Source organism: Caulobacter sp. Root1455 (genome assembly GCF_001426905.1).
In the GTDB taxonomy this organism is placed as follows: Bacteria; Pseudomonadota; Alphaproteobacteria; order Caulobacterales; family Caulobacteraceae; genus Caulobacter.
Map to the genome: position 1 here is coordinate 522106 of NZ_LMFQ01000024.1, position 13710 is coordinate 535815.

The following is a 13710-nucleotide window of genomic DNA, read 5'->3' on the forward strand; positions in this document are numbered from 1 at the left end:
CAATCCTAACGGAGCGTCCGCCGTGTCGCGCCTCTTCAGCGCCTATGTGATCGTCGACTGGAGCGCGGCGGCCAAGCCGACCACGGGGGCGGACTCCGTGTGGATCGGCGTGATGAAGCGCGACGTGCGCTTCCGGCTGACCTTCGAGAGCTTCAACCCGGCCACCCGCCAGGAGGCCGAGGCCAAGCTGACGGCGATCCTGGACGACCTGAAGAAGCGCAACGAGCGGGCCCTGGTCGGTTTCGACTTCCCGCTGGGCTTTCCGCGCGGCTTCTCGCAGGCCCTGGCGCTGAAGGGCGACCATCCCTGGCGCGCGGTCTGGGACCAGCTGGCCAAGATGGTCAAGGACAAGGCGGACAACACCAACAACCGCTTCGGCGTCGGCTCCGAGCTGAACCGGCGGCTGACCGGCGGTCCGTTCCCGTTCTGGGGCGTGCCGCCCAAGGACACCCTGACGACCCTGCAGCCCAAGAAGACCCGCGAACACGGACCGGACGACCTGCCGGAGTTCCGCCATGCGGACCTGGCGGCCCAGCCTACAAAGGGGGGGGGCGCGGCGTCGATCTGGAAGCTCTATTACAACGGCTCGGTCGGCGGTCAGGCGATCGTCGGCATTCCCGCCGCGCGCCGGCTGAGGGACGCCCGCGGCGACGCCGCCCGGGTCTGGCCGTTCGAGACCGGCTTCAAGACCCTGACCGAGGCCGACCTTGAGGGCGTGCAGGTGGTGATCGCCGAGGTCTATCCCTCGCTGGTCAAGGCCACCCCGGCCGCCGGCGAGGTCAAGGACGCCGCCCAGGTGCGCGCCCTGGCCGAACACTTCGCCAAGCTGGACGAGGCCGGCAAGCTGGCGGCGCTGTTCGGGCCGAGCAAGGACGCGCCGGCCGACCTGGTGGTCGATGCGGAGACGCAAGAGGGCTGGATCCTGGGAGCTGGGATCTAGACGAACGCCAGGGCCAGCACTGGAGGCAGCCCGTCGATGACGCGGCCTTGGTTCACGGCGGCGACGCACTCGACCAAGGCCTCGTATTCTTGCGGGCAGCGGCGACGGAAGTCCTCGACGCCGTGGATCGCTAGAACCATCAAGGCCCCGACCTCGACCGTAACGCTGACCATGCCTGCAGCCGGATCATCGACCGTATGCATGCAGTCGATCCAGGCGTCCAGATTGCGCCCGTAGAACTGGGGAAATCCCAGAGCGGCCTGAAACACGATATGGAAGCTGTTCCGGTCGACGATCTCATGGACCGGGATATCGACGATCGTGACCTTCATCACCGCTCCCTCACATCCAGCATCCGGTACCGCCCCAGCAGGAACGCCGCGGCGATGAAGCTGGTGACGATCACCGACCAGACGATGCCGTCGACGCCCAGCTTCATCGGCAGGGCCAGCCACCAGGCCAGGGGCCCCATGATCAGAGCGTAGCTGATCATGTGGGTGCCGGCGGGAACCCAGACGTCGCCGCGCGCCCGCAGGGCCTGGGCGCAGACCACCTGCACGGCGTCGGGAACCAGGAACAGGCCGGTCAGGGCCAGGGCCGGGGCGATCAGGGCCAGGGCGGCCGGGTCGCTGGTGTAGGCCCCGCCCACCAGGTGGCGCAGCGGATAGAGCAGCACCGCCACCACCAGGGCGAAAACGGCGGTGACCGCGAAGGCGATCCAGCCCGCGCGGCTCATGCCCGCCGGGTCGCGGGCGCCATGGGCCCGTCCCACCTGCACGGCCGTGGCCGTCGACAGGCCCAGCGGGACCATGAAGATCACCGCCGCCACGTTCAGCACCACCGCCCAGGCCGCCACGTTCAGCCCGCCCAGCCAGCCGGCCACCAGGCTCATGCCGGCGAAGGCCGAGACCTCGAACAGGTTCGACGTCCCCGCCCCGTAGCCGACCCGGCGCTGCTCCTTGGCGGCGGCGAGGTCGCGGGCGGGCTTGTCGAACACGCCCATGGCCCGGGCGTCCTTCAGGCGCACGATCGCCGCCGCCAGCATCAGGGCGAAGACGCCGCGGGCCACGAAGGTCGCCCAGGCCGCCCCCACCGCGCCCAGGGCGGGCAGGCCGAACGCTCCCGGCACCAGCAGCAGGTTGACGGCCAGGTTCACCAGGTTGGCGACCCACATGTTGACGGTGACCAGGCCCGGCCGCCCCAGGCCCTCGAGCCAGAAGCTCAGGGCCACGCTGACGGCGTAGGGCGTCATCGACAGCGAGAAGACGACCAGCGGCGCCGTCGCGCCGTCGGCCAGGGCCTTTTCGATTCCGACATGATGCAGCAGCGGCGGGGCGGCCAGGACCAGCAGGACCGAACCCGCCAGGCCCAGCCAGAAGGCGTAGACAACGCCTCGGCGCAGCACGGCCCCGACCTCGTGGAGCCGCCCCGCCCCCATGGCCCGCGAGCCCATCACCTGGGTCCCGACCAGCAGGCCCACCGTCACGGTCACGAACACCGAGGTCGGGGCCCAGGCCATGGCGTGGAACCCCAGCTGTCGGGCCGAATAGTGACCCACGACGATGGCGTCGGTCAGGCCCATGACCATGATGCCCAGGCGCGACAGCACCACCGGCCCGGCCAGGCGCAGCAGTTCGATCAGATCGGAGACAATGACGCCGTGCGGCTTCCCGGAGCGGGGAGCCGGCGCGGCCGCGGAACGCGACATCGGATAGGCCTTTCAAAGAGGCCGGGAAGGTGACCGAAGCTCACGCCTTGGGCAACCCCCGGTTCCTGCGGTGGCGCTTGGAACATAGGGACGGGCCACCGGTTTCGCCGTCTCCAGCTTCAGGGAGCCAGCCAATGTCCCCAAACAACTCCGACGTCGAAACCCCGCAATTCGAACCCGCCGCCGACCGCGCGTCGCGGGCCGAACGCGACATCCAGGCCCCGCTGGACGCCAAGGAGGAACGCTCCTTCAAGTCCAGGGACGAGGAAAAGGAAAGGCCCGCCATGCAGGCCGGCGCCCGTCCCTACCCCGCCCCGCCCTTCCCCGAGCAGCACCAGGTCAAGCCAGGCGTCGAGGCCAGGCTCGACCCGGCCCCGATGTACGACGCGCCGTTCTACAAGGGCTCGGGCAAGCTGGAGGGCAAGGTCGCCCTGATCACCGGGGCCGACAGCGGCATCGGCCGGGCCGTGGCCGTGCTGTTCGCTCGCGAAGGCGCCGACATCGCCATCGCCTATCTCGACGAGGACGAGGACGCCGACCTGACCCGCATGGCGGTCGAGCAGGAAGGCCGCCGCGCCATCCTGCTGCCCGGCGACGTGGCCGACCCCGCCTACGCCAAGACCGCCGTCGAACTCACCGTCAAGGTGCTGGGCAAGCTGGACATCCTGGTCAACAACGCCGCCTTCCAGGAGCACGTGCTGGACTTCGAGGACCTGACCGTCGAACACTTCGACCGCACCCTGAAGACCAACCTCTACGGCTATTTCCACATGGCCCAGGCGGCGGTGAAGGTGATCCCGCCGGGCGGGGCGATCATCAACACCGGCTCGGTCACCGGCCTGCTGGGCAACAAGGACCTGCTGGACTATTCGATGACCAAGGGCGGCATCCACGCCTTCACCCGCTCGCTGGCCACCCACCTGATCGACAAGGGCATCCGCGTCAACGCCGTGGCCCCGGGGCCGGTCTGGACCCCGCTGAACCCGGCCGACAAGCTGGGGCCCCAGGTCGCCCAGTTCGGCGCCAAGACCCCGATGAAGCGCCCGGCCCAGCCGGAGGAGATCGCGCCCGCCTACGTGTTCCTGGCCTCGCCCCAGACGTCCAGCTACATCACCGGCGAGGTGCTGCCGATCATCGGCGGATACAACGGGGGGTGAGGCTGAACCTAACGCATAGGCCCTCCCCCTGTGGGGGAGGTGATCGCGAAGCGATCGGTGGGGGGAGCGATCCAGCGGTTCCGCCGCTTGCATATCGCTTCAACACTCCCCTCCCCGTCGGCTTCGCCGACACCCCTCCCACGGGGAGGGGACCTGCTCGACCGGGCTCCCTTAACCTCGACTGCTAATGAACGGCTAAGCCTGCCCGTCTACATTGCCCTCCAGGCGCAAAACGCGCCCTCGGCCTCGCGGCCGAACCTGGAACCGGTCTGTCGATGTCGCTCAACAGCATCAACACCAATGTCGGGGCGATGATCGCCCTGCAGTCGCTGAACGCGATCAACCGCGACCTGTCCGACACCCTGCGCCACATCTCGACCGGCCTGGCGATCTCCAGCCCCAAGGACAACGCCGCCGTCTGGGCCATCGCCCAGACCCAGCGCTCCGAATCCCGTTCCCTGGACGCCGTGCGCGCCTCGCTGCAGCGCGGCCAGTCGATCACCGACGTGGCCCTGGCGGCCGGCGAGACGGTGACCGACCTGCTGGGCCAGATGAAGGAGAAGATGCTGGCGGCCTCGGACACCAGCCTGTCCACCGCCAGCCGCAAGGCCCTGAACGACGACTATCTGAACCTGAAACGCCAGATCGACCGCACCGTGGGCGCCGCCGACTTCAACGGCATCAACCTGATCTCGTCCGGCTCGACGGGCCAGATCCGCGCCCTGGCCAACGCCGACGCCAGCGACACCATCGACGTCGACCACGTGGACCTGTCGACCACCGGCGCGGCGCTTTCCGGAATGCGCGCCGACCTGCTGGGCGCGCCGATCAGCGCCGCCGAGATCAAAGCCATGGGCGGGGCGATCGAGAACGTCACCTCGGCCCTGTCGAACCTGGGCACGCGGTCGTTCGCCCTCGAAACCCACATGAGCTTCATCGACAAGCTGCAGGATACGCTGGACGCCTCGGTCGGCCGGCTGGTCGACGCCGACATGGCCAAGGAGGCCACCAAGCTCCAGGCCCTGCAGATCAAGCAGCAGCTGGCGATCAAGTCGCTGAGCATCGCCAATTCCGGGCCCAGCTATCTGCTGAAGCTGTTCGGGGGCTGAAGCGCTGCGGCCGATTGACCTTCAAGCGCCGTGCGTGGTCCTCGTCCTTCGACAGGCTCAGGATGAGGACCAATGTATGGGCCTCCGCGGTGGAAACCTCATCCTGAGCTTGTCGAAGGACGGGGTTTCTCCCCCAGGCCGAATGTCGATCAGCTCTAGTGCGGCCAGGCCTCGGTCAGGACCTTGGCCTTGCCGCCCTTCCAGCTGACCTCCAGGGCCGGCGCCTTGGGCTGGCCCTCGGCGAACAGCTCATAGATCACCTGGCCGTCGTCCTCGGTGCTTTCGATCACCCGCACGGGCGCGATCCTGGGGACCGCCTTGACGGCGGCGTCGCGCACCGGCTGGGGCGTGGCGGTCCAGGCGATGTCGCGCTGGGTCTCGACGATCTTCCAGGTCCCGCCGGTCTGCAGCAGGTCGAACTCGATCTCGGCGCCGTCCGGCAGCACGCCCTCGACGTCGTAGTAGCGGCGGTCCTCGCGTTCCTTGAACTCGGCCCCCTTGATCTTCAGGCCGGGCGCGGCGGCGGTGACCACGGCGACCACCGCCGGCGGCAGATCGGCGGCGGCGACGGGGGTGATCCTGGTCTCGGGAACCTGGGCCGCCGCGGCGCCGGCCGTCAGGGTCAGGATCAGCGCGAGGGCCGAGGCATGGGTCGGGCGCGGCAACATGGGCGTCCTCCAGGGTGGCGGTTGTCGTGGCGATCCACCCAGTATGCACCAATCCCGCGCCGAGCGATGTGAGACCACAGGTGGCCGACGGCTGACCCGCCGCATCGTCGTGCTAAGCAGGGGCGTCACCGAGTGAGTCCCCATGGCCCAGCACCTCGCCCTCCTGTCCCTGCTCGTCCGCGACTATGACGAGGCCCTGGCCTTCTATGTCGGCAAGCTCGGCTTTTCGCTGGTCGAGGACAGCGAGTTGGGCGGCGGCAAACGCTGGGTCGTGGTCGAGCCCGGCGCGACCGGCACGCGCCTGCTGCTGGCCCAGGCCGGCGACGACCAGCAGAAGGCGATGATCGGCGGCCAGGGCGGCGGCCGGGTCTGGCTGTTCCTGCACACCGACGCCTTCGAGGCCGATCACGCTCGCCTGAGCGCCGCCGGGGTGAAGTTCCTCGAGGCGCCCCGGCACGAGGCTTATGGCAGCGTGGCCGTATTCGAAGACCTCTACGGCAATCGCTGGGATCTGCTGCAACCCAAGATCAAGGCCTGATCCCAATGGACTACCCCATGCGTCGCGTCCTCGCCCTGCTCCTGGTCGCGCTCGCGGCCTTGACCGCTCTCCCCGCCGTCGCCAAGCCCGACGCGCCGCTGCGGGTGCTCTATCTGGATCAGTCGGTCGGCTGGAAGCACGCCCCGGTCGCCCGCCCCGAGGGCGGCGGCCTGGCCCCGTCCGAAACCGCGATGATCGCCATTGGCCAGCAGAGCGGCGCCTTCACCGCCGAGGTCACCCAGGACGCCCGCGAGATCACGCCGGAGCGGCTGGAGACCATCGACGTGCTGGTGTTCTACACCACCGGCGCCCTGCCCCTTTCGCCCGAGGCCTGGAGCGTGGTCCAGCAGCGGGTGGCGGCCGGAAAGCTGGGCTTCGTCGGCGTCCACAGCGCCACCGACACCGGCTGGCCCTATGACGGTCCCGGCGAGACCTACACCCAGTTCATCAACGGCCATTTCGCCGGTCACCCCTGGACCCAGGGCACGCCGATCCGGATCGAGACCCTGGACCCCAACCTACCGCTGGTCGGCATGTGGCCCGTCAGCCTCGACTACGCCGAGGAAATCTACCAGCACAGCGACTTCGACCCGGCCCGCGTGCGGGTGCTGCAGACCCTGGACTTCGCCGGCACGCCGCTGAAGCGGCCCTATGCCGTGCCGATCGCCTGGGCCCGACAGATCGGCCAGGGACGGCTGTTCTTCACCAATCTGGGCCACACGCCCTCGACCTGGGACGATCCCCGCTTCCGCCGGCAGATCGTCGAGGCGGTGAAGTGGACGGCCATCCGCACGCGGGGCCGCGCGACGCCGGATCCCCAGCGCCAGTTCCTGTGGCAGCTGAAGGCGCTGCTGGCCTACGAGCCCGTCGAAGGTCGCGACGACAAGGCGATCATCGGTCGGCTGTTGAAGATGGACCCCGCCTGGCAAACGGCGACGGCCCGGCGCATCGCCGACCTGCGGACAGTCTATCCGAAAAAGCCCGACAGCGACCGCGCCCCGTTCGACGCGGCGTACAAGGCGGTGCTGGCGGATGTGCTGGCGCGAGGCGGGGCGAAGTAAGCGCGTTATGGAAACCCTCTCCCAGCGGGAGAGGGAGGGACCCGGCCGCGAAGCGGGTGGGAGGGTGAGGGGTTACACCCTGACCGACTTCACGCGAGCGCCCTGCCGGCACGCCGGCAACCTCGGAACCCCCTCACCCTCCCACCGCTACGCAATGGGTCCCTCCCTCTCCCCATGGGAGAGGGTTTCAAGGCTCGAACGCCTCCGCCGCCAACCCTCGCAAATGATCAGCGATGTCGGTCGGCCACTCGGCCGCCCGCGCTAGAAATCCCTCGGCGTCGCCCGCGAACAGCGCCCGGCTCATGTCTTCGAAGCCCGGGCGGTCGCCGGCCATGACCGAGGCGAAGCGATAGGCCGCGTCGCGGGCCGCGCGGCGACGGTCGGGGCCTTCGCTGTCGCGACGCGCGGCCTCGACCAGCTTGCGCAGGGCGACCGACGCCCCGCCCGGCTGGGCGGCCAGCCACTCCCAGTGGCGCGGCAGCAGGGTCACCTCGCGCGCCGTGACGCCCAGCTTGGGACGTCCCCGGCCGCGCGGGGCGGCGTCGCCCTCCCCCAGCCGAAGAGCGATGTCCCAGGGCCCGCCGCGCAGATCGAAATCCACTTGGCGGCCCTCGGGGTCGAAGATCAGCAGCGAGGCCTCCGGCGCCTCGGCCAGCCTCGCCTGGGCGGCCACCGCCACGTCCAGCTTGCCGCCGGCCGCTATCCGCCGCTCGCCTTCGAACACGACATAGGGAGCCATGGGGCCGCTCATCGCCGCAGCCCCTCGGCGTGCAGCGTCGTGCGCCAGTACTCGCGGCGCTCGACCAGCAGCGAGGCCCGGCCCAGCCGTTCCAGCCCCTCGTCGTCGAGGATCTCCAGCACCTCGAAGCCGAAGGCCGCCTCGCCGTGGGCGTTCCAGGCCTGTTGCAGGCTCGGGCTGGCGTGGCCGCCGGTCCGCAGGGCGAACCAGACGCCGTTCTGCCGGGTCGACAGGTCGGGCGTGCCGCCGATCCAGACCTCGCCGGTCGTGGCGCAGCGGATCGCGTAGATCCCCGCCTGAACCTTGCGGTCCTTGTAGTCGCGCACCAGGGCGCGCCGGTTGTTCGTCGTTTCCATGAGCGGCTTTTTACCCGGGTATTTTGCGGAGTCAATATTACCCGGGTATATTAGTTCCTCCCCCAGTGGGGGGAGTTGTCGGCGCAGCCGACGGAGGGAGGAGTGATCGGCCGGTTCAGCCCAATCCCCCCACCGGCCTTCGGCCGCCTCCCCCACAGGGGGAGGACCGGGATGGCAAGGCCTCGCCAAAGACGCTAGAGACCGCGATCCCAATTCGGAGGCCGCCATGGTCCGCAATCTCAAGGGCAAGCTGGTCGCCCCGGCCCCCAAAGCTCCTGGCGACCCCATCGCCCAGGCCGACATCGCCTGGTTCGAGGCGCACGAGGGTCGGACGTTCCGCCTGCGCGATCCCGCGCCGCTGGAGTTCAAGGACCCGCTGGGCGATCCCGGCGACGGCTTTTCCTGGCGGGTTCTGGTGGCCAAGCTGGCCGACGGCGGCCGGCTGAAGCTGCCCGTGTCGCTGGCCTGGGACCTGCACAACGACCACGCCAAGGACGCGCACCTGCGGATGATCTTCGATCAGGTCGCGCCGGAAAAGGCCAAGGCGCTGCTGAAGTAGAACCGGACCACCGGCCCCGACCGCTATCCCCGCCGCAGCCACGCCGCCACGGCCCAGGCGTGGGCGTCGTGGCGCAGGGCCACCACCGCGTCGCGCGGGTCCAGCCACACCAGGGCGTGGTCGTCCTCGACCTTCAGCTCGGGCCGCTCGCCGGTGATCCGCACGACATAGATCCCGCCGTTGTTGCACACCGGCTGGCCGTCGGACTTCAGGAACGGTTGACTGACCTCGATCACCCGCGCGCCGACCTCGACGACCAGGCCGGTCTCCTCGCCGAACTCGCGGACGATGGCGACGTGCTCATCCTCGTCGCCGTCGACCGCCCCGCCCGGCAGGTCGAAATAGGGCGGGCGGCCGGGCTTGCGGACCTCGACCAGGGCGATCGTGCCGTTGGCCCCCTCGGCGATGCCGAAGGCGGCCCAGCGGTGCTTGTACTCCAGACCCGGCTCGGGCGCGTCGAACGCCTGCATAGGATCAGTCCTTGCCGTACAGGTCGTTCCACGGATCGGCCTTGCCGGCGACGACGTCGTCGACGGTGATCTCCGGGCGGTAGCCGATCTTGCCCGCGGCGCTGGCCTTCCAGGCGTCGACGACCATGTCGCGCAGCTGGGTCGCCCCGGCGGCCAGGCGCGCGTCGACAAAGGCCTTGGCGCGCGGATCGGTGGCCACCAGGCCGCCTTCCTTCTCCAGCTTGTACAGCGGTTCGACGAAGGTGACCGTGGTGCTGAGGTAGTCGACCGTCCGCGCCTCGATCGTGCACGCGCAGTCCTTGTAGGCCGGCACCAGCGCCTTGACGTCGGCGTCGGTGGCCACGGCCTTGACCAGCGGCCCCTCGAAGCTGCCGTGGGTGGCCTTGCTCTGGGTGTAGCCGTTCGGATTGGGGTAATCGCCCCAGCCGTTGTAGTGCACGGAGAGATGCAGCGGCTGGCTGGCGTCGCCGACATAGTGGGCCCAGACGCCCAGGTCGCGGACCAGCAGTTCCTCGCGCCGCTTCAGGTCGGCGACGTAGTAGGCCTTCTTGGTCCTGTTCTTTTCGGTCTTCGACACCGCCTTCAGGATGCGCCAGTAGGTGAAGTCCTTCACCAGCTGCTGATAGCCGTCGATGATCGAATACGGCAGGTAGCCGGCGCTCCAGCCGTCATGGCCGACCCCGGCCAGCGACTTTTCGTAGTCGGCGCGGGTGGGCGGCAGGGTTTCCAGCGTGAATTTCGGCCCGCCGTACATCTTTCCCTCGTCATCGATGTCGAGGAAGTGGGCGGCGTCGCGGTCGGTGTCGTGGATCTTGCCCGAGCCCTTCCAGCGGTCGGGCTCGCGGGCGTATTCGCCGATCGCGGCCACCGCCTGGGGCGTGCGCAGGAAGGCCGGCAGGTCGCTGGGGAAGCTCTCGGCGGCGACCACGCCGACCATGCGGTGGCCCGAAGCGCCCCACGCGAAAGCCGAGCTCGCGGGCGCGGCCAGGGCGGCGGCCAGGGCCACACCGGTGAAAAGGCGAATAGACGGCTTCATGCGCGCTCCAACGAACTGACGGCTCCGACGGCCTTGCTCCACGGTCAGGCGATCACGGCGACTCACCAGGTCCGCCGGACCTGCCCAAGACGTGTGCATCGCCACAAAAGCCGTGGACGACTCCGGTTTATGCCACCCCGGCGACGACCGCCAGACCGCACGGCGCGCGCCCGGAAGCGGCAGCATGCAATCCCTTGCCAGCCTTGGGATACCGCCCGGCACGGAACCAAATGGCGCTTCAAACGATGGCGCCGAGCGCCGCCGTTAAGGATGCAGCGCGGCATCAGGTCGCCCGCAAGTGGGTTGTCACCGGCCCGTGATCTTAGTAATCAGGCCGCCGACCGACACTCTACGCCGATAAGAGGAACCCCTCGATGCGACGCACGTTTGCGGGATTTCTGGCCGTCGCGGCCATGTCCATCGCCCTCCCCGCCCTGGCCGCCGACTCGGACTCCAAGTCCGATCCGCTGGGCGATCTGATCACGGGCGCGCTGACGGGCACCATGCCCGGTTCGGTCGAATACAAGATGAAGGCCACGCTCTACCACGCCGGCGCCAAGGGCATCCGCGCCCTCGACAGCCTGGGCTGCAAGGTGGTGGCCATGCGCACCCTGGCGGTCGACAAGACCGTGATCCCGCGCCGCACCGTGGTGTTCATCAAGGAAACCGTCGGCCTGCCGATGCCGAACGGCGCCAAGCACGACGGCTATTGGTACGCCTCCGACGTCGGCGGGGCCATCAAGGGTCAGCGGCTGGACCTGTTCAGCGGCGAAGGCCGCTCGTCGATGAAGCCGCTGATGGACCTGAACCTGGCCACCCTGTCGGTGACCAAGGTCGGCGAATTCAAGGGCTGCCCGCCGTCGGAATAGGCGCGCCGAGGCCGGAACACGCCAGGCCCCGATACAGCCTCGTTCAGCCACGGCCTAACCACGGCCTTCCGCCTTATCTTCGGCCATCTGGACTACCGCCCACTTGTCGATGGCGATCGCGATCGCCCGTCGCCGCTCCGGGCGGCTGACGCCGACCTCCCGGCCCGCCCTGATGCGATAGTCCGCCAGGGCGGCGAACCGCTTCCAGATCACGCGGAGCAGGTGGCCCAGACGCCCTGGCGTCCATTCGGGATCGGGCTGGATCGCGCCCGCCGCCAGCTTGAGAGCGCGGATACGAGCGCGGGTTCGGGATCGGGGCATGATGGCTTTCTCCTCGGATGCGGACGGGGACAGGCCCATGGGCCTGTCCCCAACCTCTGGGCACGACTTGGCCGCCTCACGCGGCGGGCCGCTGAAGTTCGGGGAGGGACGCGGAGCGCCGGGCCAGGCCCGGAAGCTTTGTGAAGAAATACCGTTTCGACCAGGNCTTGGCCGCCTCACGCGGCGGGCCGCTGAAGTTCGGGGAGGGACGCGGAGCGCCGGGCCAGGCCCGGAAGCTTTGTGAAGAAATACCGTTTCGACCAGGACCGACGCTCCGCGCGATCGTTATCCAGGAGCGTCCGGCGATCGGCCCTGTTCAGGCCTCGCCGGTCTTGGCCCCCGACGGGCGGGCCGGGCTCGCGTCGCCCGGTCCCGGAACACCTGGATCACTCCAGGCCTGTCGCGCCGCCGGCCCTCATCCAACGCCGTATCTGTGTTCAGGCCCGGCCGGCACCAGATGGATGAGGTTGGCGACCGCCGTCCCCGAAGAGACGCCGACCCCCGCCGACGAGCGCGCCCGCTCGACCGCACCCCAAGGCCGCGAAGGTCGCAGGCCTTAGCGCCCTCCCCATCGCCTCGAGATGGTCTGATTATGCNCCCCCGCCGACGAGCGCGCCCGCTCGACCGCACCCCAAGGCCGCGAAGGTCGCAGGCCTTAGCGCCCTCCCCATCGCCTCGAGATGGTCTGATTATGCCGTGGCGGGAGAGAGGGAGGATAAGTGGATTTTCGACGTTGAATTCGTTGAAGAAACACGCCGGGGGCGATGGGGACGGATTTATTGCGCCGCCTTTTCCAACAGGGTGGCCGCCCAAGTCGGGCGCGCCTCGGCTGGAGTCCCTCCGCATCGGCTAGTGCATGACGGCCGCGGCCGCTCCGACGCCCGCCTTCGCCAGGAGCATCCAGACGGCCATGGCGATCATCATCAGGTTCTCGGTCAGGGAGAGGAACCCGAGCGGCACGTTGGAGGAGCCGCCGACGCAGGCGCACTTGAGCTCGCGCTTGTCGACGTAGACGGCCTTGAACACCGAGACGACCCCGACGCCGCCAATGAACAGCGCCATGGGCGCCGACAGCCAAGTCAGGACCCCGGCGATCATCAGCACGCCGGCCAGCCCTTCCGCGAACGGGTAGATATAGCTGTAAGGGACCCAGCGCTTCGCCAGCAGGTCATAATTCAGGAACATGCTGGAGAACTTCTCCACATCCTGCAGCTTCAGCATCGCCAGCACGACCATGCTGAAGCCGATGAACCATTCCCCGGCGCGCGTCGTGAACGGCGAGCCGTAAACGGCCTGGCTGGCGGCCAACGCCATCAGAGCGGTCATGACGAAGACCGCGATGACGGGCCGGTAGCTGGTCGCCCCGGGGTCGGCCACCTTCAGACCGAAGCGGCGGCGCAGGTCGTCGTAGCCCCCGATCCGCTCTCCATCGATGAAGACCTGAGGCGTGGTCTTTACGTTATGCTCGGCCTTGAAGGCGTCGGTCTCTTCCCGCGTCTCAAGCCATTGGTCCTCGACCGTGAAGCCCTTGCGCTTCAGAAGGTCGAGAGCCTTGAGCCCATAGGGACAGGTGTGCCCAGGCATCACCATGCGGTGCACCTGGGCCGTCTTGGTCAGAGTGGTCATCTCAGCTCTCGCTTGATGGTGATTTCACTCCCACCCATATAGTCTCCGTACCATAGTACGGAGACAAGCCCATGTCGGACATGACCATTGCAGTCCTTGCGCGGGCGGGCGGGGTGGGCGTCGAGACGGTGCGCTACTACCAGCGCCGCGGGCTTATGCCTGAACCGCCCCGGCCCGTGGGACCTGGCCTCGGCGGCGGCGTGCGCAGATATGGCGAGGATGAAGTGCGGCGGCTGCGGTTCATCAAGTCAGCGCAGACCGCGGGCTTCACCCTGGAGGAGATCGGCGAGCTGATCGCGCTCGACGTGACCGATGACCGGCCTCGAGCACGCCAGATGGCGCAAGCGCGCATCGCCGCGCTGGACGCCAAGATTTGGGAATTGAAGGCGGCGCGGGCGGCGTTGAGCCGACTTGCCGATGCCTGTTCATTGGGCGAGCAGGGACCCTGCCCGATCATCACCGCCTTCGAGCCGTAGGGCGGCGTCGCGCGTCGGCAACGGGTCGAAATATGAAACGGGCGTCAGCGCTGAAAGCCGACCTCCAAGGGTAGACC

17 protein-coding genes and 1 pseudogene are annotated in these 13710 nt (G+C 68.9%); 8 read left to right on the forward strand and 10 right to left on the reverse strand.

Going from position 1 to position 13710, the window contains the following annotated elements; all coding sequences use genetic code 11:
• Positions 1-22: 22 nt before the first annotated feature.
• On the forward strand, positions 23-940 hold the full coding sequence (locus tag ASD21_RS19970) for a hypothetical protein (RefSeq protein ID WP_056445461.1): 918 nt from the start codon (positions 23-25) through the stop codon (positions 938-940).
• On the opposite strand, the gene ASD21_RS19975 is transcribed toward ASD21_RS19970, so the two are convergent.
• Positions 937-1272 carry a barstar family protein gene (locus ASD21_RS19975; RefSeq protein ID WP_200941456.1) on the reverse strand — a complete coding sequence of 112 codons (336 nt, stop codon included), beginning with the start codon at positions 1270-1272 and terminating at the stop codon, positions 937-939. The genes ASD21_RS19970 and ASD21_RS19975 overlap by 4 nt on opposite strands.
• Complete coding sequence (locus ASD21_RS19980; RefSeq protein ID WP_056445470.1) at positions 1272-2648, reverse strand: MATE family efflux transporter; 1377 nt, start codon at positions 2646-2648, stop codon at positions 1272-1274. Before ASD21_RS19980 ends, ASD21_RS19975 begins: the two co-directional genes overlap by 1 nt.
• Before the next feature lie 134 nt (positions 2649-2782).
• On the opposite strand from ASD21_RS19980, the gene ASD21_RS19985 reads away from it, so the two are divergent.
• Positions 2783-3805, forward strand: a complete 1023-nt coding sequence (locus ASD21_RS19985) for an SDR family oxidoreductase (protein WP_056445472.1) — start codon at positions 2783-2785, stop codon at positions 3803-3805.
• A 275-nt stretch (positions 3806-4080) separates the two neighbouring features.
• The gene (locus tag ASD21_RS19990) at positions 4081-4914 is read left to right on the forward strand and encodes a flagellin (protein ID WP_056445475.1); all 834 of its coding nucleotides are present in this window, start codon (positions 4081-4083) and stop codon (positions 4912-4914) included.
• A gap of 155 nt (positions 4915-5069) precedes the next feature.
• On the opposite strand, the gene ASD21_RS19995 is transcribed toward ASD21_RS19990, so the two are convergent.
• Entirely contained in the window at positions 5070-5582 is a 513-nt protein-coding gene (locus ASD21_RS19995) for a PepSY domain-containing protein (RefSeq protein ID WP_156390718.1), read from the reverse strand.
• Between the two features lie 142 nt (positions 5583-5724).
• Between ASD21_RS19995 and ASD21_RS20000 the strand changes: the two genes are divergently transcribed.
• The gene (locus ASD21_RS20000) at positions 5725-6120 is read left to right on the forward strand and encodes a VOC family protein (RefSeq protein WP_056445479.1); all 396 of its coding nucleotides are present in this window, start codon (positions 5725-5727) and stop codon (positions 6118-6120) included.
• A gap of 17 nt (positions 6121-6137) precedes the next feature.
• Positions 6138-7181, forward strand: coding sequence for a ThuA domain-containing protein (locus ASD21_RS20005; protein ID WP_056446245.1), 1044 nt, complete (start codon positions 6138-6140; stop codon positions 7179-7181).
• Between the two features lie 187 nt (positions 7182-7368).
• On the opposite strand, the gene ASD21_RS20010 is transcribed toward ASD21_RS20005, so the two are convergent.
• Positions 7369-7920 (reverse strand): DUF2239 family protein, encoded by a 552-nt coding sequence (locus tag ASD21_RS20010; protein ID WP_056445482.1) that lies wholly within the window; start codon positions 7918-7920, stop codon positions 7369-7371.
• Between the two features lie 8 nt (positions 7921-7928).
• Positions 7929-8276, reverse strand: a complete 348-nt coding sequence (locus ASD21_RS20015) for a GIY-YIG nuclease family protein (protein ID WP_056445485.1) — start codon at positions 8274-8276, stop codon at positions 7929-7931.
• A 226-nt stretch (positions 8277-8502) separates the two neighbouring features.
• Here ASD21_RS20015 and ASD21_RS20020 point away from each other — a divergent pair, with 226 nt between their 5' ends.
• Positions 8503-8835 (forward strand): hypothetical protein, encoded by a 333-nt coding sequence (locus ASD21_RS20020; protein ID WP_056445488.1) that lies wholly within the window; start codon positions 8503-8505, stop codon positions 8833-8835.
• Positions 8836-8858: 23 nt separating this feature from the next.
• On the opposite strand, the gene ASD21_RS20025 is transcribed toward ASD21_RS20020, so the two are convergent.
• Complete coding sequence (locus ASD21_RS20025) at positions 8859-9305, reverse strand: NUDIX domain-containing protein (protein ID WP_056445490.1); 447 nt, start codon at positions 9303-9305, stop codon at positions 8859-8861.
• Between the two features lie 4 nt (positions 9306-9309).
• Positions 9310-10341 carry a hypothetical protein gene (locus tag ASD21_RS20030; RefSeq protein ID WP_056445493.1) on the reverse strand — a complete coding sequence of 344 codons (1032 nt, stop codon included), beginning with the start codon at positions 10339-10341 and terminating at the stop codon, positions 9310-9312.
• Positions 10342-10715: 374 nt separating this feature from the next.
• Between ASD21_RS20030 and ASD21_RS20035 the strand changes: the two genes are divergently transcribed.
• Positions 10716-11210: a 3D domain-containing protein gene (locus tag ASD21_RS20035; protein WP_056445496.1), complete on the forward strand. Its 495-nt coding sequence runs from the start codon at positions 10716-10718 to the stop codon at positions 11208-11210.
• A gap of 54 nt (positions 11211-11264) precedes the next feature.
• Here the strand turns inward: ASD21_RS20035 and ASD21_RS20040 are convergent, their stop codons facing one another.
• From ASD21_RS20040 to ASD21_RS24905, 3 genes and pseudogenes are all read right to left on the reverse strand, one after another.
• On the reverse strand, positions 11265-11570 hold the full coding sequence (locus ASD21_RS20040; RefSeq protein WP_056445499.1) for a hypothetical protein: 306 nt from the start codon (positions 11568-11570) through the stop codon (positions 11265-11267).
• 810 nt (positions 11571-12380) lie between these two features.
• Positions 12381-12857 carry a MauE/DoxX family redox-associated membrane protein gene (locus tag ASD21_RS25150; protein WP_327019764.1) on the reverse strand — a complete coding sequence of 159 codons (477 nt, stop codon included), beginning with the start codon at positions 12855-12857 and terminating at the stop codon, positions 12381-12383.
• Positions 12858-12959: 102 nt separating this feature from the next.
• Positions 12960-13139, reverse strand: a pseudogene (locus tag ASD21_RS24905) (glutaredoxin domain-containing protein); the annotation flags it as partial.
• 89 nt (positions 13140-13228) lie between these two features.
• On the opposite strand from ASD21_RS24905, the gene ASD21_RS20050 reads away from it, so the two are divergent.
• A complete protein-coding gene (locus ASD21_RS20050) occupies positions 13229-13633 on the forward strand; it encodes a MerR family DNA-binding protein (RefSeq protein WP_056445505.1) in 405 nt (134 codons plus the stop codon).
• The last annotated feature ends 77 nt before the right edge of the window (positions 13634-13710 follow it).

What these genes read in the sequence shown, in the direction of transcription:
- ASD21_RS19990 (WP_056445475.1), top strand. Translation starts at nt 4,081, where the DNA reads ATGTCGCTCAACAGCATCAACACCAATGTCGGGGCGATGATCGCCCTG.
- ASD21_RS20040 (WP_056445499.1), bottom strand. Translation starts at nt 11,570, where the DNA reads ATGGGCCTGTCCCCGTCCGCATCCGAGGAGAAAGCCATCATGCCCCGA.
- ASD21_RS20020 (WP_056445488.1), top strand. Translation starts at nt 8,503, where the DNA reads ATGGTCCGCAATCTCAAGGGCAAGCTGGTCGCCCCGGCCCCCAAAGCT.
- ASD21_RS20050 (WP_056445505.1), top strand. Translation starts at nt 13,229, where the DNA reads ATGTCGGACATGACCATTGCAGTCCTTGCGCGGGCGGGCGGGGTGGGC.
- ASD21_RS20015 (WP_056445485.1), bottom strand. Translation starts at nt 8,276, where the DNA reads ATGGAAACGACGAACAACCGGCGCGCCCTGGTGCGCGACTACAAGGAC.
- ASD21_RS19995 (WP_156390718.1), bottom strand. Translation starts at nt 5,582, where the DNA reads ATGTTGCCGCGCCCGACCCATGCCTCGGCCCTCGCGCTGATCCTGACC.
- ASD21_RS20000 (WP_056445479.1), top strand. Translation starts at nt 5,725, where the DNA reads ATGGCCCAGCACCTCGCCCTCCTGTCCCTGCTCGTCCGCGACTATGAC.
- ASD21_RS19980 (WP_056445470.1), bottom strand. Translation starts at nt 2,648, where the DNA reads ATGTCGCGTTCCGCGGCCGCGCCGGCTCCCCGCTCCGGGAAGCCGCAC.
- ASD21_RS20025 (WP_056445490.1), bottom strand. Translation starts at nt 9,305, where the DNA reads ATGCAGGCGTTCGACGCGCCCGAGCCGGGTCTGGAGTACAAGCACCGC.
- ASD21_RS20010 (WP_056445482.1), bottom strand. Translation starts at nt 7,920, where the DNA reads ATGGCTCCCTATGTCGTGTTCGAAGGCGAGCGGCGGATAGCGGCCGGC.
- ASD21_RS19985 (WP_056445472.1), top strand. Translation starts at nt 2,783, where the DNA reads ATGTCCCCAAACAACTCCGACGTCGAAACCCCGCAATTCGAACCCGCC.
- ASD21_RS20035 (WP_056445496.1), top strand. Translation starts at nt 10,716, where the DNA reads ATGCGACGCACGTTTGCGGGATTTCTGGCCGTCGCGGCCATGTCCATC.
- ASD21_RS19975 (WP_200941456.1), bottom strand. Translation starts at nt 1,272, where the DNA reads ATGAAGGTCACGATCGTCGATATCCCGGTCCATGAGATCGTCGACCGG.
- ASD21_RS20005 (WP_056446245.1), top strand. Translation starts at nt 6,138, where the DNA reads ATGCGTCGCGTCCTCGCCCTGCTCCTGGTCGCGCTCGCGGCCTTGACC.
- ASD21_RS25150 (WP_327019764.1), bottom strand. Translation starts at nt 12,857, where the DNA reads ATGACCGCTCTGATGGCGTTGGCCGCCAGCCAGGCCGTTTACGGCTCG.
- ASD21_RS20030 (WP_056445493.1), bottom strand. Translation starts at nt 10,341, where the DNA reads ATGAAGCCGTCTATTCGCCTTTTCACCGGTGTGGCCCTGGCCGCCGCC.